At 70.2% G+C, this 23,717-nt stretch carries 18 protein-coding genes; 9 read left to right on the top strand and 9 right to left on the bottom strand.

Annotated elements, in window-relative coordinates; genetic code table 11:
- Positions 1–54: 54 nt before the first annotated feature.
- Entirely contained in the window at positions 55–525 is a 471-nt protein-coding gene (locus tag QWI33_RS06570; protein WP_289956093.1) for a Dps family protein, read from the top strand.
- A gap of 110 nt (positions 526–635) precedes the next feature.
- Here QWI33_RS06570 and QWI33_RS06575 read toward each other — a convergent pair whose 3' ends face one another.
- Entirely contained in the window at positions 636–2,057 is a 1,422-nt protein-coding gene (locus QWI33_RS06575) for an endo-1,4-beta-xylanase (protein WP_289956094.1), read from the bottom strand.
- 239 nt (positions 2,058–2,296) lie between these two features.
- Here QWI33_RS06575 and QWI33_RS06580 point away from each other — a divergent pair, with 239 nt between their 5' ends.
- Complete coding sequence (locus QWI33_RS06580) at positions 2,297–2,683, top strand: hypothetical protein (protein ID WP_289956096.1); 387 nt, start codon at positions 2,297–2,299, stop codon at positions 2,681–2,683.
- Between the two features lie 27 nt (positions 2,684–2,710).
- On the opposite strand, the gene leuS is transcribed toward QWI33_RS06580, so the two are convergent.
- A complete protein-coding gene (gene leuS / locus QWI33_RS06585; RefSeq protein ID WP_289956097.1) occupies positions 2,711–5,521 on the bottom strand; it encodes a leucine--tRNA ligase in 2,811 nt (936 codons plus the stop codon).
- A gap of 289 nt (positions 5,522–5,810) precedes the next feature.
- Between leuS and QWI33_RS06590 the strand changes: the two genes are divergently transcribed.
- The 5 genes from QWI33_RS06590 to QWI33_RS06610 all read left to right on the top strand — a co-directional run bounded on the left by QWI33_RS06590 (position 5,811) and on the right by QWI33_RS06610 (position 14,285).
- Complete coding sequence (locus QWI33_RS06590) at positions 5,811–6,815, top strand: AAA family ATPase (RefSeq protein ID WP_289956099.1); 1,005 nt, start codon at positions 5,811–5,813, stop codon at positions 6,813–6,815.
- A 2-nt stretch (positions 6,816–6,817) separates the two neighbouring features.
- Positions 6,818–8,062 (top strand): DUF58 domain-containing protein, encoded by a 1,245-nt coding sequence (locus tag QWI33_RS06595; protein WP_289956101.1) that lies wholly within the window; start codon positions 6,818–6,820, stop codon positions 8,060–8,062.
- Positions 8,059–10,410: a transglutaminase TgpA family protein gene (locus QWI33_RS06600; RefSeq protein ID WP_289956103.1), complete on the top strand. Its 2,352-nt coding sequence runs from the start codon at positions 8,059–8,061 to the stop codon at positions 10,408–10,410. The genes QWI33_RS06595 and QWI33_RS06600 overlap by 4 nt, the downstream gene beginning before the upstream one ends.
- 10 nt (positions 10,411–10,420) lie before the next feature.
- Entirely contained in the window at positions 10,421–12,187 is a 1,767-nt protein-coding gene (locus QWI33_RS06605; protein ID WP_289956105.1) for a DEDD exonuclease domain-containing protein, read from the top strand.
- Positions 12,188–12,569: 382 nt separating this feature from the next.
- Positions 12,570–14,285 carry a RelA/SpoT family protein gene (locus tag QWI33_RS06610; protein ID WP_289956106.1) on the top strand — a complete coding sequence of 572 codons (1,716 nt, stop codon included), beginning with the start codon at positions 12,570–12,572 and terminating at the stop codon, positions 14,283–14,285.
- Positions 14,286–14,351: 66 nt separating this feature from the next.
- Here QWI33_RS06610 and qcrB read toward each other — a convergent pair whose 3' ends face one another.
- The 4 genes from qcrB to ctaE all read right to left on the bottom strand — a co-directional run bounded on the left by qcrB (position 14,352) and on the right by ctaE (position 18,643).
- Entirely contained in the window at positions 14,352–15,938 is a 1,587-nt protein-coding gene (gene qcrB / locus QWI33_RS06615; RefSeq protein ID WP_289956108.1) for a cytochrome bc1 complex cytochrome b subunit, read from the bottom strand.
- Positions 15,935–17,050 (bottom strand): cytochrome bc1 complex Rieske iron-sulfur subunit, encoded by a 1,116-nt coding sequence (gene qcrA / locus QWI33_RS06620; protein WP_289956109.1) that lies wholly within the window; start codon positions 17,048–17,050, stop codon positions 15,935–15,937. The genes qcrB and qcrA overlap by 4 nt, the downstream gene beginning before the upstream one ends.
- Positions 17,047–17,856 carry a cytochrome bc1 complex diheme cytochrome c subunit gene (gene qcrC, locus QWI33_RS06625; protein WP_289956111.1) on the bottom strand — a complete coding sequence of 270 codons (810 nt, stop codon included), beginning with the start codon at positions 17,854–17,856 and terminating at the stop codon, positions 17,047–17,049. The genes qcrA and qcrC overlap by 4 nt, the downstream gene beginning before the upstream one ends.
- Before the next feature lie 172 nt (positions 17,857–18,028).
- Positions 18,029–18,643 (bottom strand): aa3-type cytochrome oxidase subunit III, encoded by a 615-nt coding sequence (gene ctaE, locus QWI33_RS06630; RefSeq protein ID WP_289956113.1) that lies wholly within the window; start codon positions 18,641–18,643, stop codon positions 18,029–18,031.
- A 264-nt stretch (positions 18,644–18,907) separates the two neighbouring features.
- Here ctaE and QWI33_RS06635 point away from each other — a divergent pair, with 264 nt between their 5' ends.
- Both QWI33_RS06635 and trpD read left to right on the top strand, forming a co-directional pair.
- Positions 18,908–19,267, top strand: coding sequence for a hypothetical protein (locus QWI33_RS06635; protein ID WP_353895423.1), 360 nt, complete (start codon positions 18,908–18,910; stop codon positions 19,265–19,267).
- A gap of 23 nt (positions 19,268–19,290) precedes the next feature.
- The gene (gene trpD / locus QWI33_RS06640) at positions 19,291–20,355 is read left to right on the top strand and encodes an anthranilate phosphoribosyltransferase (protein ID WP_289956117.1); all 1,065 of its coding nucleotides are present in this window, start codon (positions 19,291–19,293) and stop codon (positions 20,353–20,355) included.
- 198 nt (positions 20,356–20,553) lie between these two features.
- Here the strand turns inward: trpD and QWI33_RS06645 are convergent, their stop codons facing one another.
- From QWI33_RS06645 to QWI33_RS06655, 3 genes are all read right to left on the bottom strand, one after another.
- Entirely contained in the window at positions 20,554–21,336 is a 783-nt protein-coding gene (locus QWI33_RS06645) for a zinc ribbon domain-containing protein (protein WP_289956119.1), read from the bottom strand.
- Position 21,337: 1 nt separating this feature from the next.
- Positions 21,338–22,162 carry a Nif3-like dinuclear metal center hexameric protein gene (locus tag QWI33_RS06650; RefSeq protein WP_289956120.1) on the bottom strand — a complete coding sequence of 275 codons (825 nt, stop codon included), beginning with the start codon at positions 22,160–22,162 and terminating at the stop codon, positions 21,338–21,340.
- An 88-nt stretch (positions 22,163–22,250) separates the two neighbouring features.
- Positions 22,251–23,489, bottom strand: a complete 1,239-nt coding sequence (locus QWI33_RS06655) for a helix-turn-helix domain-containing protein (RefSeq protein WP_289956122.1) — start codon at positions 23,487–23,489, stop codon at positions 22,251–22,253.
- Between the last annotated feature and the right edge of the window lie 228 nt (positions 23,490–23,717).

Genomic DNA, 23,717 nt, shown 5'->3' on the forward strand with positions numbered 1-23,717 from the left:
AAAGCTCACGTCGCGCACCGCGTTCACGAGCCCAGTCCGATGCGAGGTACCGAGATGTCCACCGTCCGCTCCAGCCTTTCCGACGAGAACCGCGATACCACCGCGAAGGCCCTCCAGGGGGCGCTCGTCGACCTCATCGACCTCTCCCTCATCGGGAAGCAGGCGCACTGGAACGTCTACGGCAAGAACTTCCGCTCGCTCCACCTCCAGCTCGACGAGATCGTCGTGTCCGCGCGCAACGCCACCGACCTCGTCGCCGAGCGGGCCATCGCCATCGGCGTCAGCGCCGACGGCCGCGCGGCCACGGTCGCGGAGACCTCCTCGGTGCCGAAGATCCACGACGGCCAGATCAGCGACAACGAGGTCGTCTCGCTGTTCATCGAGGCCTACACCGCGATCATCGCCAACATGCGCGAGCGCATCGAGGTCACCGAGTCGGCCGACCCGGTCACCCAGGACCTCCTCATCGGCGTCACCGCCGAGCTCGAGAAGCAGAGCTGGATGTTCCAGGCCGAACTCGCCTAGGGCACCGCGAACGCGCGGCCGGGGCCGGGCGGAGCGGCTGATTCGCGAGCGCGGCGATGCCGCGCCCACCAGCTGCTCCGCCCGGCCCCGGCCTGTGCGAAGAGATCGGTCTAGGCGGGTGTGCAGGTCACCGCGGGCACCGACGCGGTCGAGCCGTCGGCCTTGGTGATGTTGAAACCGAACGTGGTCGACTGGCCGGCCGCGAGCGAGCCGTTGTAGCTCTCGTTCGAGCCGCTCACCGTCGCCCCCGTCAGCGTTCCCCTGACGCTCCAGGCGTTGGAGATGCGCTCCGAGCCCGGCCAGGTCCACGTCACCTTCCAGCCGCTCAGGTTCTGATTGGCCTTGACGGTGGCCGAGTACGTCGCTCCGGTGTTCCACGGGCTCGAGACGCTCAGCGTCACGGTGCAGCCCGAGCCGGGCGGCGGCGAGGTGGTCGTCGCCGGGTCCGAGGTGGCCGGGGTCGTGGTCGGGTTGCCGGTGCCGTCGCCGCCGAGCGCGTTCAGCACGGCGGTGTAGGCGGGCTTCTTCGAGTAGTCGTCGTTGTAGAGCAGCGGCGCCCCGGTGCCGGGGAAGGTGCCGGGCACCCACGAGTCGCCGTCGCGCAGGCCCCAGACGGTGACGCCGGAGCAGTCGACGAGCTCGGCGCACATCTCGACCACCCGCTGGTAGTCGTTCGCCTGCTGCTGCAGCTCGCTGCTGTCGGCCGGCAGGTTGATGCGGATGTCGAGCTCGGTGATGCGGACCTTCAGGCCGAGGTCCACGAAGCGCTGCAGGTTCGCCTCCATGGTGGAGGGCACCTGGCCGAGGATGAGGTGCGACTGGAAGCCGACGCCGTCCAGGATGTTCTGCGACTTCAGGCCCTGCGCGAGCCGGTAGATCGTGTCGGACTTGGCGTTGTCGGCCTCGATCGAGTAGTCGTTGATGTAGAGGTCGGCGTTCGGGTCGGCCGCGCGGGCGGTCTGGAACGCGGTGGTGATGTACCCCTCGCCCATGGTGCGCAGCCAGAACGAGTCGCGCATGGCGCCGTTGTTGTCGCTGACGACCTCGTTCACGACGTCCCAGGAGTCGACCCGGCCCTCGTAGCGGTTCGCCACGGTGTTGATGTGGTCGACCATGGCGGAGCGCATGGCCGTCGCGTTGAGGCTCTGCACCCAGTTCGGGGTCTGGGCGTGCCAGACGAAGGTGTGGCCGTGCACGGACTGGCCGTTGTCCTCGGCGAAGTCCACGATCGAGTCGGCCTGGGAGAACGTGTAGTTGCCGTCCGAGGGCTCGGTGGCGTCCCACTTCATCGCGTTCTCGGCGGTGAGCGAGTTGAACTCGCTGGCGACGGTGTTGCGGTACTGCGCGTTGCTCTGGAGCCTGTTGGCGTCGACCGCGACGCCGATGTCCTTGCCGATGGCGTCGGCGGCGCCGCGGAGCGTGGTGGCCTGGGCGCCCGCGAACTGCGTCGAGAGCCCGATGCCGAGGGCCGCGGTCGCGACGGTGACGGCCCCCGCGATCACCGCCCGACGGCGTTGACGGGTAAGCAGCACAGAAATCTCCTCAAGGTGGTGCCGCGCCGTGAGGGAACGAGGCTGTTCAAAGGGTGGTCCGCGCCGGAGCGAAGCGCTCCCAGCGAGGTGAGGCCCAGCCTAGCGAATGCATAGATGGCGGTCAATACTGAGAAAGATCGATGCTTGCGGCAACGGAGCGGGACCCCTCCCGGTGGGCCGCGATTAGCGTGACCGGCATGGCATCCGAAGAAGCACCACCGCCGAGCGAACGAACGCCCATGGCAGTGATCCTCGCCCTCACGCTGCTGGGACTGTTGGCGCTCCTGTGGCTCTCACCGACGGTCGACTACTGGTCCGAGATCGGGTACTACATCGAATCCGGCCAAGACCCGGTGTACCCCTTGGGCGTCGCAATCCTCTACACCTTGGCCACGACCGCCGCCGCGGTCGCGTTCTTCGGCTATCTCAAGCGCCGCTTCTGGGGCCGCGTGACCGGCATCGTCGTCGGCGGCGTCGGTCTCCTCGGCACGATCGCGACGCTGGGCAGCGTTGACGCCACGGCGGGCATCGTCGTACTCGGCCTGTTCGCCGCGGTCATCGGGCTGCTGTGCACGGCCCAGGCCAACGCCTGGTGCCCGCGGCCGAGCAGAAGGGCGCGGACCTGACGGCCCGCGCCCCACTGCATTGCTCGGCTATTTGGCGACGATCGAGACCATCTTGCCCGCCACCACGATGACCTTCTTGACGTCCTTGCCCGCCAGGTTCGCGGCGACCTTCTCCTCGGCCAGCGCGGCGGCCTTCACGGCCTCCTCGTCGGCGCCCGCGGCGACCTCGATGCGGCCGCGCACCTTGCCGTTGATCTGCACCGGGTACGTGACGGTGTCCTCGACCAGGTGGCGCTCGTCGGCGACCGGGAAGTCCACATAGGCGATGCCGCCTTCATGGCCCAGGCGCTCCCACAGCTCCTCGGCGATGTGCGGGGCGACCGGCGCGACCATGGCGACCAGGGCCTCGGCGGCCTCGCGCGGGACCGGGTTCAGGCCGGTCAGGTGGTTGTTCAGCGTGATCAGCTTGGCGACGGCGGTGTTCATGCGCAGGTGCTCGTAGTCCTCGCGGACGCCGGCGATGGCCTTGTGCAGCTCGCGCATCGTGGCCGGTTCGGGCGCGTCGTCGCCGACGCTGACCTTGCCGGTCTCCTCGTCGACGATGTTGCGCCACAGGCGCTGCAGGAACCGCTGCGAGCCGACGATGGCGCGGGTCTCCCAGGGCTTGGACTCGGCCAGGGGGCCCATGGACATCTCGTAGACGCGGAAGGTGTCCGCGCCGTACTCGGCGCAGATGCCGTCGGGGGTGACGACGTTCTTCAGGGACTTGCCGATCTTGCCGTACTCGCGGTTGACCCGCTGCCCGTTGAAGAAGTACTCGCCGTCGACCTCTTCGACCTCCTCGGCCGGGACGTACACGCCGCGGTCGTCGGTGTAGGCGTAGGCCTGGATGTAGCCCTGGTTGAACAGGCGGCGGAACGGCTCGCGGCTGGAGACGTGGCCCAGGTCGAACAGGACCTTCTGCCAGAAGCGGGCGTACAGCAGGTGCAGGACGGCGTGCTCGACGCCGCCGATGTACAGGTCGACGCCGCCGACGTCCTCGGCGTCCTGCGGGCCCATCCAGTAGGACTCGTTGGCGGGTTCGGCCAGCTTCGCGGCCGACCCGGGGTCGGTGTAGCGCAGTTCGTACCAGGAGGAGCCGGCCCAGTTGGGCATGGTGTTCAGCTCGCGGGTGTAGGTCTTGGGCCCGTCGCCCAGGTCCAGTTCGACCTCGACCCAGTCCTTGGCGCGGCCCAGGGGCGGCTCGGGGGCGGAGTCGGCGTCCTCGGGGTCGAAGGTCTTGGGCGAGAAGTCGTCCAGTTGGGGCAGTTCGACGGGCAGGTGCTCCTCGCTCAGGGCGACGGGCAGGCCGGTCTCGTCGTAGACGATCGGGAAGGGCTCGCCCCAGTAGCGCTGGCGGCTGAACAGCCAGTCGCGCAGGCGGAAGGTGGTGGCGCCTTCGCCGCGCCCGTGCTCGACCAGCCAGTCGATCATGCGGGCCTTGGCCTCGGCGACGCGCAGGCCGTCCAGGAAGCCGGAGTTGACGGCGGTGCCGTCGGCGGTGAAGGCGCTCTCGCGGTCCCACTCCCCCTCACCGGCGACGACCTGGACGATCGGGATGTCGAAGGCCTGGGCGAACGCGAAGTCGCGCTCGTCGTGGGCGGGGACGGCCATGATCGCGCCGGTGCCGTAGCCGGCCAGGACGTAGTCGGCGATGAAGACCGGCACGTTCTCGCCGTTGACGGGGTTCGTGGCGTAGCCGCCGGTGAAGACGCCGGTCTTCTCCTTGGCGTCGGCCTGGCGCTCCACGTCGGTCTTGGCCGCGGCCTGGGCGCGGTAGGCGCTGATGGCCCCGGCCGGGGTGTCGTGGCCGCCGGTCCAGGAGTCGGGGACGCCGGCGGGCCAGGACTCGGCGGTCAGGGACTCGACCAGGGGGTGCTCGGGGGCCAGGACCATGTAGGTGGCGCCGAACAGGGTGTCGGGGCGGGTGGTGAAGACGCGGATGTCCCCGGCGTAGGTGCCGAAGTCCACGTAGGCGCCGATGGACTTGCCGATCCAGTTGCGCTGCATCGACTTCAGGGACTCGGTCCAGTCCAGTCCGTCCAGGTCGGACAGCAGCCGGTCGGCGTAGGCGGTGATGCGCATCATCCACTGCTTCAGGGTGCGCGTGTAGACCGGGAAGTTGCCGCGCTCGGAGCGGCCCTCGGAGGTGACCTCCTCATTGGACAGCACGGTGCCCAGGCCGGGGCACCAGTTCACGGGGGCCTCGGTGACGTAGGCCAGGCGGTGGCCGTCGATGACGCGGCGGCGCTCGACCGCGCCCAGCTCCGACCAGGGGCGGCCGTCGGGGGTCTCGCGCTCACCGGACTCGAACGCGGCGATCAGCTCGTCGATCGGGCGGGCCCGGTCGGCCTCGGTGTCGTACCAGGAGTTGAAGATCTGCAGGAAGATCCACTGCGTCCACTTGAAGTAGTCGGGGTCGGTGGTGGCGAACTCGCGGCGCTTGTCGTAGCCCATGCCCAGGATGCGCAGCTGCTCGCGGTACCGCTCGATGTTCTCGGCGGTGATCTCGGCGGGCTGGCGGCCGGTGGCGATCGCGTACTGCTCGGTGGGCAGGCCGAACGCGTCGAAGCCCAGGGGGTGCAGCACGTTGTACCCGGCCATGCGCAGGTAGCGCGAGTAGGCGTCGGTGGCGATGTAGCCCAGCGGGTGGCCCACGTGCAGCCCGGCCCCGGAGGGGTAGGGGAACATGTCCATCACGAACTTCTTGGGCGCCCCGGCGCGCGGGTGGCCCGGCTCGGCCAGGTCCCCGGTCGGGTTGGGGGCGCGGAAGGTCTGCTCAGCGTCCCAGCGCTCCTGCCAGCGCGGTTCGATCCGGTTGGCCAGTTCGGCGTCGTAGCGGTGTGCGGGTTCGGTCATGGCTCGTCCTGTGGTCCTGTGGTGGCTCTGGGTTCGGGCTGCGTTTCCGGGTACTGACCCTAGACAGCAAAAAACCCCTGGCATGCAGGGGTGGCCGTGTCGGTTCTCTCCAACACGGCTATCTAAGGAGCGCGAAACGCCGGGACATGCGTTCAGTGTAGCGGAGGGCCGTCCCGATGGCGCGTGACATAGGCGCTGGGCGCGTCCGAGTAGGATGGCGGACAGGCGACCGTAACGCGGAACGGTGTGTCAGGTCGCCCTTTCCACAGACTTTGTCCCGGGAGGACCATTGACCTTCGAGTCGTCCCCAGGCCAGCCGCCTCAGGCCCCGGCGCCGCTCTCTCCCCAGGAGTTCAAGGCGACGGCCGAGGGCATCCTGACGAACGTCGAGTGGGTGATCGAGGGCAAGTCCCACACGATCAAGCTCGCGATCGCGGTGATGCTCGCGGAAGGCCACCTGCTGCTGGAGGACGTGCCGGGGGTCGGCAAGACCCAGCTGGCGAAGGCCCTGGCCCGCTCGGTCGACTGCTCGGTGCGGCGCATCCAGTTCACGCCGGACCTCCTGCCCTCCGACGTGACGGGCGTGAGCATCTTCGACCCGGAGAAGCGCGACTTCGTGTTCAAGCCGGGCGCGATCTTCGGGAACCTGATCCTCGGCGACGAGATCAACCGCGCCAGCCCCAAGACGCAGGCCGCGCTCCTGGAGTGCATGGAGGAGCGGCAGGTCACGGTCGACGGGAACACGTACAAGCTGCGCAGCCCGTTCATGGTCATCGCCACCCAGAACCCGGTGGAGATGGAGGGCACCTACCCGCTGCCCGAGGCGCAGCGCGACCGGTTCGCCGCGCGCCTGGCGATCGGGTACCCGGACGTCAACGCGGAGCTGGCGCTGCTGGACCGCCGCGAGGAGTACAACCCGCTCGACGCGCTCCGCCCGGTGGCGGACGCGGAGATGATCGTGCGGATGATCGCCGCGGCCCGCGCGGTGCACCTGGCCCCGGAGCTGAAGCGGTACGTGGTCGACCTGGTGACGGCCACGCGTTCGAACGCGCAGGTCCGGTTGGGTGCGAGCCCGCGTGCGACGCTGCAGCTGCTGCGGTGCACGCAGGTGCTCGCGGCGATGGACGGGCGTGACTTCGCGCTGCCGGACGACGTGCAGCAGCTGGCCGTGCCGGTGCTCGCGCACCGGCTCATCCCCACCACGGAGACGACGATGGGCGGCGGCGACACGAAGGCGATAGTCTCCGACATCCTTCGGCACGTCCCGGTGGTGTCCCACCCGGGGAGGTACTAGGCGTGGAGCTCACCGGGCGCGGCAAGACGCTGCTGGCGGTGAGCGTGGTCGTCGGCCTCGTCGCCTTGCTGGTGGGCGAGGGCGACCTGCTGCGCGCGGCGCTGCTGGCGCTCATCGCGCCGCTGGGCGGGCTGGTCATGCTGCGGTGGTCGCGCCCCTCGCTCGAGTCGAACCGGGTGCTCAACCCGCCGCAGGTCGAGGCGGGGCAGCCCACGCAGGTGCGCCTGGGCATCCAGAACACCGGCCGGGGCCGCCCGCCGGCGCTGATGCTGGAGGACCGCATCCCCTACCGGCTCGGGAACCGCCCGCGCCTGGTCCTGGAGCGGCTCGCGCCGGGCGCGCGGAGCGTCGTGAACTACACGATCACGCCCGGGACGCGCGGCGCGTACGAGCTGGGGCCGCTGACGGTGCGGACCTCGGACCCGTTCGGGCTGGCCGTCTCGGTGCAGGAGTTCCCGCTGACGACCGAGCTCATCGTGACCCCGCGCATCCAGCCGCTGCGCAGCCTGCTGCTGCCCGGCGGGGCCGGGATGTCCTCCGGGGAGTCCGCGGCGCACGCGGTCGCGATCACCGGCAACGACGACATCGCCGTGCGGGAGTACCGCCACGGGGACGACATGCGGCGCGTGCACTGGAAGGCCAGCGCCCACCGGGGCCAGCTCATGGTGCGCCGCGAGGAGCAGCCGTGGGAGAACAACGCGGCGCTCCTGCTCGACGTGCGCCGCGGCGCGCACCGCGGGGAGCTCTCGAGCTTCGAGTGGATGGTGGACGCGGCCGCGTCGGCGACGGTGCGGCTCTCGCGCGACGGGATCGACCCGTGGCTGATCACCGCGCACCGCGACTTCGAATGCCGCCAAGGCGATTACAGCCAGGCGATGCGCTACCTGGCGACGGTGGCCGCCGCCCCGGAGGCCCCGATCGCGCACCTGGTCGAGAAGGCGCAGCGGTCGCGGTCGGTCTCCGGGATCGTCGCGTTCCTGGGCCACCTGAGCGCCGAGGAGGCCGCCTCGCTGGGGCGGCTCGCCAAGCGCGGCGGGGCGTGCACGGCGCTCGTGGTCGACCCGGTGCGGTGGATCCCGAAGGCGCCCTCGAGCCGGCCCGACCCGCGCGAGCGGGCGTTCGCCGAGCAGCACGTCGCGGCCGTCTCGGCCCTGTCGAACGCGGGCTGGCAGGTGATCCCGGTGGTCGCCGGGACCGAGCTGCGCCGGGTGTGGACCCGCCTGGGCGCGTGGAGGACTCTCACATGAGCGGACAGCGGCACGCCACGATGGTCGCGGCGGCCACCCTGGCCTTGACGCTGACGCCGCTCATCGGCATCTTCGACGGCGTCGGGTGGGCGTTCCCGGTGCTGCTCACCATCGCGGTGATCGCCACCTGCGGGTCGCTCATGCGCGCGGCCGGGCGGGGGCAGGGCCTCCAGACCATCGCCATGTGCGCCGGGCTCCTGATCGTGCTCACCGCCGGGTTCGGCGGCGGCACCGGACTCCTGTTCGTCATCCCGCTGCCCGCCACGTTCGAGCACTTCGGCATGCTCGCGAACGAGGGTATCGCGGGGATCGTCACGAACACCCCGCCCGTGCCCGCCGAGGGCGGCATCCTGTTCCTCACCCTGCTCGGGATCGGGCTCGTCGCGATCCTGCACGACATGTTCGTGGTCGGCCTGCGGACCCCGGCGCTCGCGGGCCTGACGCTGCTCACCATGTACCTGGTGCCGGTCTCGGTCGCGCCGGACGCGACGGCGTGGTTCTGGTTCATCCTCCCGGCCGTCTCGTACCTGTGGCTCCTCGCGGACGACAACCTGCGGCGCGTCTCGGCGTTCGGCCACCGCTTCACCGGCTCGGGGCAGCTCGTGTCGCAGCGGTTCCCGTCCCCGATGGCCCGCACGGCCCGCTGGTCGGCGGTCGGGTTCATCGTGGTCACGCTCGTGTCCCTGACCGTGGTGCCCACCAACACCTCCGGGTTCATCGACCGGGTCGCCGAGGACTTCGAGGGCGGCGGCGACGCCGGGCTGGGCGACGTCAACCCGTGGGCGCAGCTGTCGGGTTCGCTCAACCGGCCCGAGGAGGTCGACGTCCTCCGCGTCTCGACCGACGACCCGAACCCGCGCTACATGCGGATGCACGTCCTCGACGAGCTCACCTCTGACGGCTTCGGCCCCAACGACTACGAAGGCGAGGACTCGCTCGGCGACCTGGGCTCCGGCGGGGAGGTGTACACCGCCGAGGTCGAGAACCTCGCCTTGGAGGCGCCGGTGCTGCCCGTCTACGGGAACCCGGCGAGCGTCGACGTCGACGGCGACTGGGCCGTCGACGAGGACACCGGCGTCATCATCGGCGACGGCTCCGACATGGGCGACGTCGAGTCGTACTCGTTCTCGTTCACCGACCCGGCGCCCGACGCCGCGACGCTCGCGAACGCCGGCGGCATGGACCCCGGCGACGCGCGGTGGCAGGACAACACCCGGCACCCGAACGTCCCCGAGATGACCGAGATCGTCGACCGGGAGCTCGGCGACGCCACGACGGTCCACGAGAAGGTCCTCGCGACCCTCGACTACCTGTCGGTCGCCAACGGTTTCCGGTACTCCCTCCAGACCACCGACGCGGGCAACGAGGAGGCCATCCTCGACTTCCTGGAGTCCCAGCAGGGCTACTGCCAGCAGTACGCGGCCGCGATGGCGTGGATGCTGCGCGAGGCCGACGTCGCCGCGCGCGTCGTCATCGGCATGTCCCAGGGCCGCCGCGACGGCTCCGAATGGGTCCTCAGCAGCCACGACTACCACGCGTGGGTCGAGGTGTACTACGAAGGGCCCGGCTGGGTCACGTTCGACCCGACCCCGTCCGCGGGCGTGCCCGGCGCGGTCACGTTCCCGTGGGCGACCGAACCGGCGCCCGAGGACGAGCAGACCCAGGACCCGGGCGCGACGACCGACCCGTCCGCCGCGCCCAGCGAAGCGCCCAGCAGCGCCGCGCCCGATGCGACCGCGGGCGTCGAGACGCCCACCGGCGGCCCCACCGCGCACGCCGGCGACGCCGGCCCGGGCGGCGGCCTCGCCTTCAACCCGCTGTGGCTGCCCCTCCTGCCGCTGGCGGCCCTCCCGTTCGTCCCTGCGGTGTGGCGCAGGCTCCTGCGCCGCTCGCGGCTCGACCCCGCGCGGCTCACCGCGAAGACCGCGTGGGACGAGGTGCTCGACCTCGCCCTCGACTACGGCGTGGGCGTCAGCGACTCGCTGACCCCCCGGCAGGCCGCCGGGGTCCTCGGCCAGGCCGCCCCCGGCGCCCGCGACGCGGCCACGGCCCTCGGTGCGGCCATGGCCCGCCACCGGTACTCCACGCAGGGAGTGGACCCGGCCGGGCTCGCCGACGCCGTGCGCGACCTCCACGCCGAACTGGACAAGCGCGCCGAGCCGCGCCGCCGCTACCGGGCCGTGTTCTGGCCCGCGTCGCTCCTGGCGCGGATCAGCGCGAAGCAGGCCGAGGAGAGCGCCCGCCTGGCCCGGCGCTCCGCCCGCGCCACCGACAGGATGCGGTCGGCGGTGCGGCGGCCGCGACGTTCGAACAGCCGCAAGGACCGGTCTGTCACAGGTCGCCCTTAGGGTGGCGTACATGTACAGACGCGGCGCTGCGAGCGACGGTGCACTCACCGATGGTGCATCGAACGCCGAAGGCTTCACCCAGCCGACCCTCGACAGCCTGGGGACCCCGCTCGCCGAGGTGACCTTCTGCGTCGTCGACCTCGAGACCACCGGCCTGGCCGCGGACGCGTGCGGCATCACCGAGATCGGCGCGGTCAAGGTCAAGGGCGGCGAGGTCATCGGCGAGTTCGGGACCCTCGTCAACCCCGGCGAGTCCATCGACCCGCGCGTCACCCGCCTCACGGGCATCACGGACGCGATGGTCGCCGACGCCCCCGGCATCGAGGCGGTCCTCCCCTCGTTCCTGGAGTTCGCGCGCGGGGCCACCCTCGTCGCCCACAACGCGGGCTTCGACATCGGGTTCCTGCGCCACGCCTGCGAGCTCACCGACACGCGCTGGCCCCGCCCGCCCGTGGTCGACACCGTGGTCCTGGCCCGGCGCCTCACCGAGAAGAGCGAGGTCCCCAACCGCCGCCTCGCCACCCTCGCGCGGCTCTTCGGCTCGCCGGTCACCCCGAACCACCGGGCCCTGGACGACGCCCGCGCCACCGTCACCGTGCTCCACGGCCTCATCGAACGCGCCTCCGGGCACGGCGTGACCACCGACGCGGAGCTCGCCGAGTTCTGCCGCGCCATCCCCTCCGAGCTGCAGCGCCGCAAGAAGCACCTGGCCGACGGCCTCCCGCACGCCCCGGGCGTCTACATCTTCCGCGACGCGGACGACCGGGCGCTCTACATCGGCGTCTCCGTGGACGTAGCGGCCCGCGTCCGCAGCTACTTCTCGGCCGCCGAGCAGCGCCGCCGCCTGCGCGACATGCTCGCCTCCGCCGAGCGCGTCGAGGTCGTCGAGTGCGCCCACCGGCTCGAGGCCGGGATCGCGGAACTGCGGCTCATCTCCGGCGGCAAGCCGCCCTACAACCGGGCCGCGAAGTTCCCCGAGCACCGGTCCTGGGTGCGCCTGTCCGACGAGCCCTACCCGCGCCTGCAGATCTCCCGCAACCCGCCCGGCCCGGGCACGCCCCGGCTCGGCCCGACCTCGGGCACGCAGGCGCAGGCGGCGATCGGCGCGATCGAGGCGGCGCTGCCGATCCGCTCGTGCCGGACCCGCTTGTCCCCCAAGCGGATGTCGCCCTCGTGCGTGCTCGGCGAGATCGGCAGGTGCGTCGAGCCGTGCCGTCACAGCGTGAGCGTCGAGGAGTACACGGCCGTCGCCGATCGCGCCGCCCGCGCCATGGACGGCGACCCGTCCCCCATCGCCGCGGCCGTCACCGAGCGCCTCGCCGAGCTCGCCGCGGCCGAGCGCTTCGAGGCCGCCGCCGAACGCCGGGACGAACTCGGCGCCTACCTCCAGCTCGCCGCGGCCACGCACCGCACCAGGAGCCTCGTGGCCGCCGGGGAGATCGTGGCCGCGGGCCGGGCCAAGGGCGGCGGCTGGGAGATCGCCGTGATCCGCCACGGCCTGCTCGCCGGGGCCGCCCGCACCCCGCCCCGGGCCGATCCGATGCCGCACATCGCGAAACTGCGCGAGACCTCCCGCGTCGTCGACCCGGTCGAGGACGTCGCCGACGCCGCCCACGCCGCCGAGACCCGGCTCCTCCTGGAATGGCTCGCCCGCCCCGACGTCCGGCTCGTCATGGTCGAGCGCCCCTGGGCGAGCCGCCTCGACGGGGCCGAGCGCTGGAGCGGCGCGATCCCCCACGACCCGTCCGCGTGGCGCCGCGGGAACGGCGAACGCTGAACCGCACTCGTCTTCCCCGGCGTGTCACACCCTTCCGGCATCATCGAAACCGGGGGCGGTCCAGCGCCGACACACCCGACCCCGGGGGCCGCAGCCTTCCACATGCTGAGATCCCGCCTCGAACCCTCCGCTGTCCCAACGCAACCCACCGTGCCAGCCTCCGGGACCGCCCCAACCCGGCGAATCGGACGTGAGTCGTCTCGCATCCATTTGCGGCGCTTGAGGTTTCCACCGGCAGGCCCGCGCGGGTACTGTGTGTCATCCGCCGGTGGCGGCGGCCCAGCCGAAATCCGACAGTGTCTAGTGTCGATTCTCTCCAAGAATCGTTGTACATCTAGAATGCGGTCAACCTTGGGCATCGGAGGCTTTCATGTTGCGCGCATTGCTTTCCGCTACTCGATCTGCCAAACCTGACGATCCGTGGGACCTCGCGGGCAAAGTGGCGCAGCTCGAAGCCGCCCACCGTGCCCATTACGAGCAGCCCGACATGCTCCTGGTCCGCCGCGCCTACCGCATCGCCGAGCAGATGCACCGCGGGCAGGCCCGCCGCTCGGGCGAGCCCTACATCACCCACCCGATCGCGGTCTCCACCATCCTCGCCGAACTCGGCGTCGACACCGCCACCATCGCGGCCGGGCTCCTCCACGACACGGTCGAGGACACCAGCTACTCCCTCGAGGCGCTCCGCGGCGACTTCGGCGACGAGATCGCCGTGATGGTCGACGGCGTCACCAAGCTCGACAAGATCCACCTCGGGTCGGCCGCCGAGGCCGAGACGTTCCGCAAGCTCGTGCTCACCGCCGGGCGCGACATCCGCGTCATGGTCATCAAGCTCGCCGACCGCCTCCACAACATGCGGACCATCAAGTTCAAGAAGCGCCCCAGCCAGATCCGCATCGCCGAGGCCACCAAGGACGTCCTCATCCCCCTCGCCGACCGCCTCGGCCTCTACGTGATCAAGCGCGAGCTCGAGGACATCGTCCTGGAGACCCTCGAACCGGAGGTCTTCCAGGCCATCCGCGAGCACCTCGGCTCCGACACCGACCGCAACCGCCAGGTCGCCGTCATCGCCCCCCAGGTCCGCCGGGCCCTGCGCGAGTTCAAGGTCGCCGCCCGCCTCCTGGACCGTCCCCGGCACCCGTACTCGATCTACCGCGAGATGCAGAAGCACCCCGGCACCGGCCCGGCCGACCCGCCGCGCATGGTCATCGTCGTCGAGGGCCCCGCCACCGACTGCTACGCCGCGCTCGGGGCGATCCACAAGCTCTGGAAGCCCATCGGCGGCAAGTTCCGCGACCTCATCGCGGCCCGGAAGTTCAACCTGTACCAGTCGATCCACACCGCCGTGGCCGGCCCCGGCGGCACCCCCATCGAGTTCCTCATCCGCACCAAGGAGATGCACGAGACCGCCGAGGTCGGCATCGTCGCCGGCCTGCGCCAGTCCGGCGCCAACCCGGTCGAGATCCAGCTCCCCTGGCTCCAGCGCCTCCTCGAATGGCAGAACGACGTCGCCGACTCCGGCCAGTTCCTCGACTCCCTCCGCTGCGACCTCGCCGACCAGGACATCATCGTCTTCACCCGCGACGGCGGGCAGCTCATGGTCCCCAAGGCCTCCACCCCCGTCGACGTCGCCTACTGCTCCGGCCCCTCCAAGGGCCACCGGCTCATCGCCGCGTACGTCAACGGCGAGATCGCCCCCCTCGCCCAGAGCCTGCGCGACGGCGACACCGTCGAGCTCGTCCTCACCAACGAGCAGCCCTACGGCCCCTCGAAGCAGTGGCTCGACCACGCCAAGACCCCCGAGGCCCAGCTCCACATCAACGACTGGTTCGGGTCCATGGAGGACATCGACTCCACCGGGGAACTCCCGATCATCCCCATGCAGCGCTTCGAGGACGAACTGAAGGCCGGAAAGAACCGCCTGTGGCGGTCCCTGATCGCCCGCGGGCGCGGACTGTCAGGGGAGCAACCGCTCCACGGCGTCGCCTCGTCTCTGGGCTTCCCAGACCTCGACTCGCTCTATCTGGCCCTCGCCCGCGAGAAGCTCGACCCGGACGAGCTCGCCGAGAAGCTCATCACCACCGTCGACCGCTTCTGACCCGGCACCGGACGCAGCGAGAGCGGGGCCGCACCTTCCGGTGCGGCCCCGCTCTTCACTCGTTCGCTAGTGCTTGCCCGACTCGATCTCGTCGCGCCGCTCGGCGCGGCCGTCCTCGGACGGCTCCTCGATCGACTTGAAGAAGCCCTTGTCGGCGGGCGGCAGCGCGCCGATGCGGTTCATCTTCTTCGGGACCACCCAACCGTTGTACTCCAGCTCGGTGTGGCCGTGCTCGTCCGGCTCCGCGAGGGGCTGGTGCACCTCGTAGAAGCGGCCGTTCGGGTCGCGCATCAGGATGCCCGTCTCCAGGCCGTGCGCGAGGACCTCGCGGTCGTGCTGCTGCAGGCCCAGGCAGATCCGGTACGTCACGTAGTACGCGATGATCGGCAGGACCACGAGTCCGATGCGGCCCGCCCAGGTCATGGCGTTCAGGCTGATGTCGAACTTCTCGGCGAACACGTCGTTGCCGCCGGAGATCACGCCGATGATCCAGAAGACCACGACCATGACGCCGAGGCTGGTGCGGCCCGCGTTGTCGCGGGGACGCTGCAGCAGGTTGTGGTGCCCGCGGTCCTTGGTGAACCGCCGCTCCAGCGCCGGGTACAGCAGCGGCAGCACGACCGACAGGCCCATGCCCACGATGCCCGGCCAGAACACCGGCGGCAGCGTGAAGTACGGCGGGATGCGCAGTTCCCATGCGGGGAACAGGCGGATCAGGCCGTCCAGGTACATGACGTAGAAGTCGGGCTGCGAGGCCGAGGACACGACCGAGACCTCGTAGGGGCCGAAGAGCCAGATCGGGTTGATCTGGAACAGGCCCGCCATCGCGCCGAGGACGCCCCAGATGAACAGCATGAAGCCGACCTGCTTCATGACGTAGTTCGGGAACATCCGGAAGCCGACCACGTTGTGCTCGGTGCGGCCCGGTCCGGGCCACTGGGTGTGCTTCTGCGCGAACACGAGCCCGATGTGGACCACGATGAGGCCCAGGATCAGCAGCGGGAACACGAACACGTGGATGATGTAGAGCATCGAGATCACGCTCGTGCCCGGGAACTGGCCGCCGAAGAGCGCCGCCGAGGCCCAGGGCCCGATGAACGGGATCGAGACGGTCATGCCCTCCATGATGCGAAGGCCGGTGCCCGAGAGGCCGTCGTCCGGCAGCGAGTAGCCGAAGAAGCCCTCGAAGAAGCCGAGCCAGAACAGCAGGATGCCGATCATCCAGTTCGTCTCGCGCGGCGCGCGGAACGCGCCGGTGAAGAAGATCCGGAGCATGTGGACCAGGATCGACGCCATGAACAGCAGGGTCGACCAGTGGTGCATCTGGCGCATGAACAGGCCGCCGCGCACCTCGAACGAGAGGTCGAGGGCCGAGGCGTAGGCCTGCGACATCTCGACGCCCTGCAGCGGCACGTACGCGCCGTGGTAGGTCACCTCGACCATGGACGGCTCGAAGAACAGCGCCAGGAAGGTGCCCGAGAGCAGCAGGAGGATGAACGAGAACAGCGCGATCTCGCCCAGGAGGAAGGACCAGTGGTCCGGGAACACCTTGTTGAACAGGATCCGGGCCGGACCCGCGAGCTTGAAGCGGTCGTCGAGCTCGCCGCCCGCCTTGGTCAGCAGGCTGTCACTCGTGCCTTTGCGGCGTTTCACTTCTCATCCTCCTCGGGGAGGGACGGGCGGTTCCAGAACGCCGGCCCCGGGGGCACCAGGAAGTCCGACTTCGCGATGAAGAAGCCCTCTTCGTCGACGGTGAACGGCAGCATCGGCAGGTGCCGGGTCGCCGGGCCGAAGACCGGTGCGGCGTTGTCCACCACGTTGAACTGCGACTGGTGGCACGGGCACAGCAGGCGCTGGCTCTGCTGCTCGTAAAGGCTGGTCGGGCAGCCGACGTGGGTGCAGATCTTCGAGTAGGCGACGAAGTTGCCCCACAGCGCGTCGGCGTCCTGGTACATCGGGTACAGGTTCTCGCGCAGGATCGCTGCGTCCGCGTCACGCAGGTGGATCAGCAGGACCGGCGAGGTCGGGTACTTGTTGGTCGCGCCGTGGTCGATGGCCGGGTAGACGGTGATCTGACCGCCGACCGAGACCATGTCCGGGCGCACCATGGCGCCGTCGCGCATCATGAAGCGGACGGGCTCGCCGTCGTTGTGCCGCTCGGCGTTCCAGCCGGTGACGGTGAGCATGTCGCCCGGGTCCTTGATGAGCGCGCCCAGCGGGGCGATCGCGGCCAGGCCGAGCGGCGCGGCGCCCAGGAGGGCGGCCTTCACCAGGAACGGCCGGCGCTTGAGGCCCATGTCCTCGACCATGTTGTCCACGGTGGCCTCGGCGATCTTGCGGTCGTCCGAAGAGGATCCGCCGTCGTGGCGGTCCTGCACCAGCTCCTCGACCGGGAGCAGCTTCTTCGCCCAGGTGAGCACGCCGACTGCGAAGAACAGCAGCGAGAAGCCGAGCGTGGTGCCGAGCACCGGCGTGTACCAGGTCTGGAGGTCGCGCCAGGTGGCGGCGCCCTCGTACTCCCAGGGCCAGAAGATGTACGCCGCCACGAACGCGGTCGCGAACAGCCCCGAGACCAGGAACAGACCGCCGACGATGCGCTCCATGCGCTTCTCGAGCTTGGTCCCCGGCTTGGCGAAGCGCGGCTCGTAGTGAATGATCTCGATGTCGTCGCGACGCAGGCCCTCGGTGTAGACCTCGAAGCGGCTGAGCTTCGGGTTGCTCAGGTCCACCGGTTCGGGCGGGTTGCTGTCGTTGTGGGCACTCACGATTTACCTGCAATCCAGAGCGTGGTCAGCAGGAGCGCGGTCATGCCGACCAGGAAGATGGCCAGTCCTTCGGTGGCCGGTCCGAAACGGCCGAGAGTGAACACCCCGCCCGGGTCCTTGTCGTCGTTCACCAGGTACTGGGCGTAGGCGATGAGCTCGGCCTTCTGCTCAGGGGTGAGCTCGTTGTCGGCGAAGACCGGCATGTTCTGCGGGCCGGTCAGCATCGCCTGGTAGATCTCCTCGTTGCTGACGCCTTCCAGGGACGGCGCGTGCGCGCCCGAGGAGAGGGCGCCGCCGCCGCCGGCGTAGCCGTGGCAGGAGGAGCAGTTCACGCGGTAGAGCTCGCCGCCGGCGGCCACGTCGGCCTCTTCGACCATCGCGTCGAGGTCGTCGGGAGTGCCGGCGCCGCCGCCGAGGTACTCGATGTAGGCACCGAGCCACGCGGCCTCTTCTTCGGTGAAGACCGGGTACTCCGTGCTCGGGGCCTGCGCGCCCTGCGCGGCCATCGGCATGCGGCCGGTGTTCACCTGGAACTCGACGGCCGCGGATCCGACGCCGATGAGGCTCGGTCCGCGCCCTTCGACGCCTTCGCCGTTATCGCCGTGGCAGGAGATGCAGCTGGTGTCGTAGAGCTCCTGGCCCTTGACGGCCTCGGAGTCGATCGCGTTGGACTCGGCCTCCTGCGCGTACAGGCTCGGGGAGAACGCCGAGTAGAGCCCTCCGACGATGACCAGTGCGCCGGTGAACCTGGCCAGCGCGCCGAGGCGCTTGCGCCAGCCTCGCCGGCGTTTCGCTGATGCAGCCACGGTTGTTGCCTCACCTTTATCTAGCTCTCGGACCGGACCGGGCCCGTTGTGGTCCCGGTTCGGCCGGCGGCCGCCTCCGGGGGGCGGCCGTCGCAATTCTCGGATAGGGCTCCGGTGGAACCGGAGCCTGACTTGCTGTGGGTCAGTTCAGGAGCGAACCGGCCGGAGTGTTTCAGTACTGGGCCATCGGAAGGAAGTAGATCACGGCGAACAGCGCGATCCAGACCACGTCGACGAAGTGCCAGTAGTAGGACACCACGATGGACGCGGTGGCCTGGGCCGGGCTGAAGCGTCCCATCGTCGTGCGGATGAGGTAGACGATGAACGCGATGAGGCCGCCGGTGACGTGGAGGCCGTGGAAGCCGGTGGTCAGGAAGAACATCGTCCAGTAGCCGTCGGCCGAGATCGAGTGGCCTTCGGTGACCAGGTTCCGGTACTCGTTCACCTGGCCGAGGACGAAGACGAGTCCCATCACGAACGTGACCGCGAACCAGAGCCGCAGCTTGTAGACGTCGCCCCGCTCAGCGGCGAAGACGCCCAGCTGGCAGGTGACCGACGAGGCCACGAGGATCACGGTGAACACCAGCGCGTACGGGATCTCGAGGTGGTGGTAGCCCTCCTCGTACATCGCGGGCGCGGAGGCCTGGATGGAGAAGTACATCGCGAACAGGCCCGCAAAGAACATCAGTTCGCTGCTCAACCACACGATGGTGCCGACACTGACGACGTTGGGCCGCGTCAGTGAGTGGATACGGCTGGGGTCGATAGTTGCTTCGGCGGCAGTCACGCGCACATTATTACGGCCCGGCGGGCCCAAGCTGCGCATGGGGTGTGTTTTTCGCGCGTGTCGCGCGGTTGTAGGCTCCCAGGCTTCTCACACCGTGTGCCCAGGTCATTCAAGGTTCGGCCAATGTGGGCACTCGGTTCCGGGGAAGTGGCCGCGCCGCTCTTCCCATTTCAGTGTGGCCGGTTTAATATGCGAGGCGTGACTACCTCAACGTCTGAGTACGCGGTCCTGCTGTACAGCCATCGACCCGCGGTCATCGAGCAGATGCGCTCGGCGATCGGCGAGGAGCCGGTGGAGGGGGTGAAGATCGAGTACGCCGTCGCGGGCGAGTACGACGAGGCGGTGGCGCTGATCGACAAGTACGCCGTGGACCTGGTGCTGCTCGACGGCGAGGCGCAGCCCGCCGGCGGACTGGGGATCGCCCGGCAGTTGCGGGACGAGTTCGACGAGCCGCCGCTCCTGGCGGTCGTGGTGGCCCGGGCGGCGGACCGGTGGCTGGCGGCGTGGTCGCGGGCGGATGCGGTGCTCATGTACCCCCTCAATCCCGTGACTACGGGGCAGACGGTAGTAGACTTGCTGGTCAGCCGCGCAGAAGGCGTGGCGCCGGCGCAGCGCGCCGCCTGACCTCCCCCTTTTCAGGAGTCCTTATGTCTAGTGCGACCTGGCCTGACGTCCTCGGGCGCCTTTCCAACGGCGACCACCTCGACGAGGCCAGCGCGGACTGGGCGATGGCCGAGATCATGGCGGGCAACGCCGATCCGGCCCAGTTGGCGGCGTTCGCGGTGCTCCTGCGCTCAAAGGGTGAGACGCCCGAGGAGATCGGGGCGATCGCGGGCCGGATGCTGGCGGAGACCACGCGTCTGGACCTGTCGGACCTGGGCGTCGCGGTGGACATCGTGGGCACCGGGGGCGACGGCTCGAACTCGGTGAACATCTCGACGATGGCGGCGATCGTGGTCGCGGCCGCGGGCGTGCCGGTGATCAAGCACGGGAACCGGTCGGCGTCGTCGAACGTGGGCTCGGCGGATCTGCTCGAGGCGCTGGGCGTGGACCTGGAGGCGACGGCCGAGCGGGTCGAGGCCTCGGTGCGGGAGATCGGCATCGGGTTCTGCTTCGCGCGCACGTTCCACCCCGGGATGCGGCACGCCGGTCCGGTGCGGGCGGCGCTCGGCATTCCGACGGTGTTCAACCTGCTCGGGCCGCTGACGAACCCGGGCCAGCCGGCGGCGGGCCTGATCGGCTGCGCGGACCCGGTGAAGGCACCGCTCATGGCGCAGGTGTTCGCGGCGCGGGGCGCTTCGGTGTTCGTGGTGCGCGGCGACGACGGCCTGGACGAGATCTCGACGTCGGCGACGACCTCGGAGTGGGTCGTGTCGGGCGGGCGGGTCTCGCAGGGTTCGATCGACATCGAGGAGTTCGGCCTGGTGCAGGCCGGGCCGGAGGCGCTGCGCGGCGGCGACATCGTGTTCAACACGAAGGTGGCGCGCGAGGTGTTCGCGGGCGGGAACCGGCCGGTGCGCGACGCGGTGCTCATCAACGCGGCGGCGGCGCTGGCCTCGCGGCAGGGCTTGATCGACGGCGTCGACCTGCACGACGTCAAGACCCGCAAGGGCCTGCTGGAGTCGAACCTCCTCCTCGCCGCGAAGGCCATCGACGACGGCAAGGCGACCGAGCTGATCGAGCGCTGGGCCGAGTTCAGCAAGTCGGCGTGACGCGAGCGGATCCCCTCCGCGAGCGTGAGCCGCTGGGGACCGGAAGTGTCGCGGCCGCTCCGTAGGTCGGCAACGCTGCAGGTCTACGGCTCATGAGCTTCGCCGAGGCCGGGTCCCCGTGACCGCACCTATCGCTTCGGTCGTTTGCGAGACGTCAAGGGCGGGAGGCGCATGGCGCCTCCCGCCCTTTCGCTTGCGCTACGTGTACTTCTTGAGTTCGTCCTCGGAGCCGAGCGAGGTCGGCTTCGACTGCGGCAGTTCGGTTCTGATGAGGATGCAGTTGCACTCCTCGCAGCGGATGACCTCGTCGATCGGGGCGGACTTGATCGGGATCATGTCGGCCGGGGACTTCTCGAGCCGGCAGGAGCCGCAGCGGCGGCCGACGAGTTCGGCGGCGGCGATGGGCTGCTTGGCGTGGAGGCGCTCGTAGAGCTCCACGAGCCGGTCGGGGATGTTGATCGCGAGCGCCTCGCGGGTGGAGGTCGCGTCGGCGGTCTCGGCGTCGATCTCGCCGATCTGGCGGCCGCGGTCGGCCTCGGCGTCGGCCAGGACCTGGCGCGACTCCTCGACCTGGCGGCGGACCTCGCCGAGTTCGGCGTCGAGGACCTCGCGGCGCTCCATGAGCTCGAGCTGGTCGTCCTCGAGGGTGCGCTGGCGGCGGGCGAGGGACTCGAGTTCGCTCTGCAGCCCTTCGAGTTCCTTCGCGGTGGCCGCGCCGGAGGCCATGCGGGTGCGGTCGGATTCGGCGCGCTTGGTGACGAGCTCGACCTCGCGCTCGACGCGTTCGATGTCGCGGTCGAGGTCGGCGAGGTCGCCGGTCAGGTTCGCGGCCTTGTCGGCGAGGGCGCGCTGGCGCTGCACGGCGGTCGCGTAGACCGGGTCGGCGTCGAGCTTCTTGCGGCGCTGGCCCAGCTGGGTGAGCTGGGTGTCGACCGCCTGGAGTTCGAGCAGTCGGCGCTGATCGAAAAGGTCGGCTTTCAACCTAGTTCACCCCGGTTTTCTGGTGGATGGTCCACGGATCGGTGTCGAGGTCGGAGACGAGGACGTCGTCGACCAGACGAGACAGTTGCTCGGCAACGATATCGAGCCACGGTCGCTCGGTGGCCCAGTGGGCGGCGTCGATGAGTGCCGGGCCGCTCCGGGCGAGGTGCTCGCTGGCCGGGTGGTGGCGCAGATCGGCGGTCAGGTAGGCGTTCGCGCCGGCCGCGGCGGCGTCCGCGAGGTAGGAGTCGCCCGCGCCGCCGCAGACGGCCACGGTGCTGATGAGCCGGCCGCCGTCGCCCGCGGCGCGGACGCCGCCGACGGTGGCCGGGAGGGCCGCCACGGCGTGTGCGACCAGTGCGTCGAGGGTGAGCGGTGCGGGGAGGCGGCCGATGCGGCCGATGCCGCGGCCGGTGCCGTGGTGCTCGGCGTCGGCGAGCGGGCGCAGGGGCCTGAGGTCGACGAGGCCGAGCCGTTCGGCGAGGGCGTCGGAGACCCCTGGGTTGGCGACGTCGGCGTTGGTGTGGGCGACGTAGAGGCCCATGCCGGACTCGATGAGGGTGTGGACGAGGTCGCCCTTGTAGTCGGCGGCGGGGTCGAGGCTGGAGACGCCGCGCAGCAGGAGGGGGTGGTGGGCGACGATGAGGTCGCAGTCGTTCTCGATGGCTTCGATGACGGTGGCGGGCACGACGTCGACGACGCACAGGATCCTGCGGACCGAGTTGCCGCCGCGGCCGCAGACGAGCCCGACCCGGTCCCAGTCCTCGGCCCAGTGGCGCGGGTACAGGTCGTCGAGTGCAGCGGTGATCTCGCTGAGCGTGCGCATGCTTGGAGTTTAGGGCGGTGCCCGGAGCTCGAGCAGCGTGGCTCCGGACACCGTTCCACCCTCGGCGAAGCCTGCGGGCCGTGAATGCTCAGTTCAGGGCGCCGACCTCCTCTGCGAGGCGGCGCAGGTCCTGGGCGGGTTCGCCTTTGGTGCGGTGGAGGATCTGGTCGATGAGCTCGATCGCGACCGGGCGGCAGCGGACTTCGGCCGGGGCGTGGCGGTCGGCCGTCACCAGGTGGCGGCTCGCCCGTTCCATGTCCCCCACCTGGACGCACGCCCGCGTCATGTCGAGGTGGTGGTGCGCGCGCCGTTCGGCCACGAGGTCGGCCAGCGCGGCGGGCGGGATGCGGTCGTGGACGGCGAGGGCGTCGGCGCCTTCGCCGAGTTCGACGAACGCGGCGGCGCGGTGGAGCAGGACGTTGGTCGGTCCGAAGGACGTGTAGTAGTAGTTGGCGTCGCGGCCGAGGATGCTGGCGGCGCGGGAGGCGCTGTCGAGCAGGTCGTCGCTGGTGGTGCTGTCGCCGGCGAGCGCGGCGGCCATGGCGCCTTGGAGGAGCAGCGCGCCGTAGACGCTGATCTGGGCGGGCGAGGAGTGCTCGCCGCCGCATTCGGAGATGAGGCCGTGGGCGACTTGGACGTTGAGGTCGAGTGCGGCCTGGTGGCGTCCGAGTGCCCTGAGCGCGTTGGCGACCCGGGTGGTGGCGATGCCGGCGAGGAGCGGGTCGTTGCCGCGGTTGGCGGCGGAGATGGCGCGGTCGGCGGCGAGCCAGGCGAGTTGGGCCTCGCCGAGTTTGCGCAGGACCGTGGAGGCGATCTGGTAGACCTGCGTCATGAGTTCGGCGGCGTCGGCGCTGGTGCCGCCGACGGGCCGGTCCTCGGCGACGGGCGTGTCGCGCAGGAGCTGGATGAGCGAGCGGGCGACGACCGGGTAGTGGCCTTTCTCGAAGGCGAGCCAGCAGTAGTTGACGGCTCCGCGGAGTTCGGGGATCGGGGTGGATTCGATCGGCGCGGCTTCGAGGAAGCGTCCGAGGCGTTCGTAGCGTTCGAGGGATTGGCGGATGGATTCGACCTCGACCTGGTCGAGGCAGCCGCCGAGTCCTGGGCGGCGTTTGGGTTCGCGGCCGAGCAGCTGCCCGGCGTCGATGCTGAGGGCTTCGGCGAGTTCGGTGATGACCGAGTACTTGTCGAGGCGGCGGACGCCGCGTTCGATCTTGTCGACCCAGCTCTTGGACTTGCCGATGCGGTCGGCGAAGACCTGCTGGGACATGCCGCGGCGTTGTCGCCAATAGGCGACGCGCCGCCCCATGGGCTGCGTTTCGGACTCCATGTCAGACCCCACCGTCTATAGGAGTTGGATGCGGATTGTCGGGACGTGCCGTGCTGTTCGGTTGTGGCGGCCGTTCCTCCGGCCGAGAGGTACGGCCGCCGTGTCGGTTCGCCGGCGGTTGTCAGCTGTGCCCGGTTGTCTTGACCCTGCACGACCCGGTCCTCTTCGAGCGGTGCTCTTTGGAGGCTCGGGATTGTCGCCTTTGGCGTTCCGACACTAACTGTTTAC

Source organism: Glycomyces tritici, from assembly GCF_030403505.1.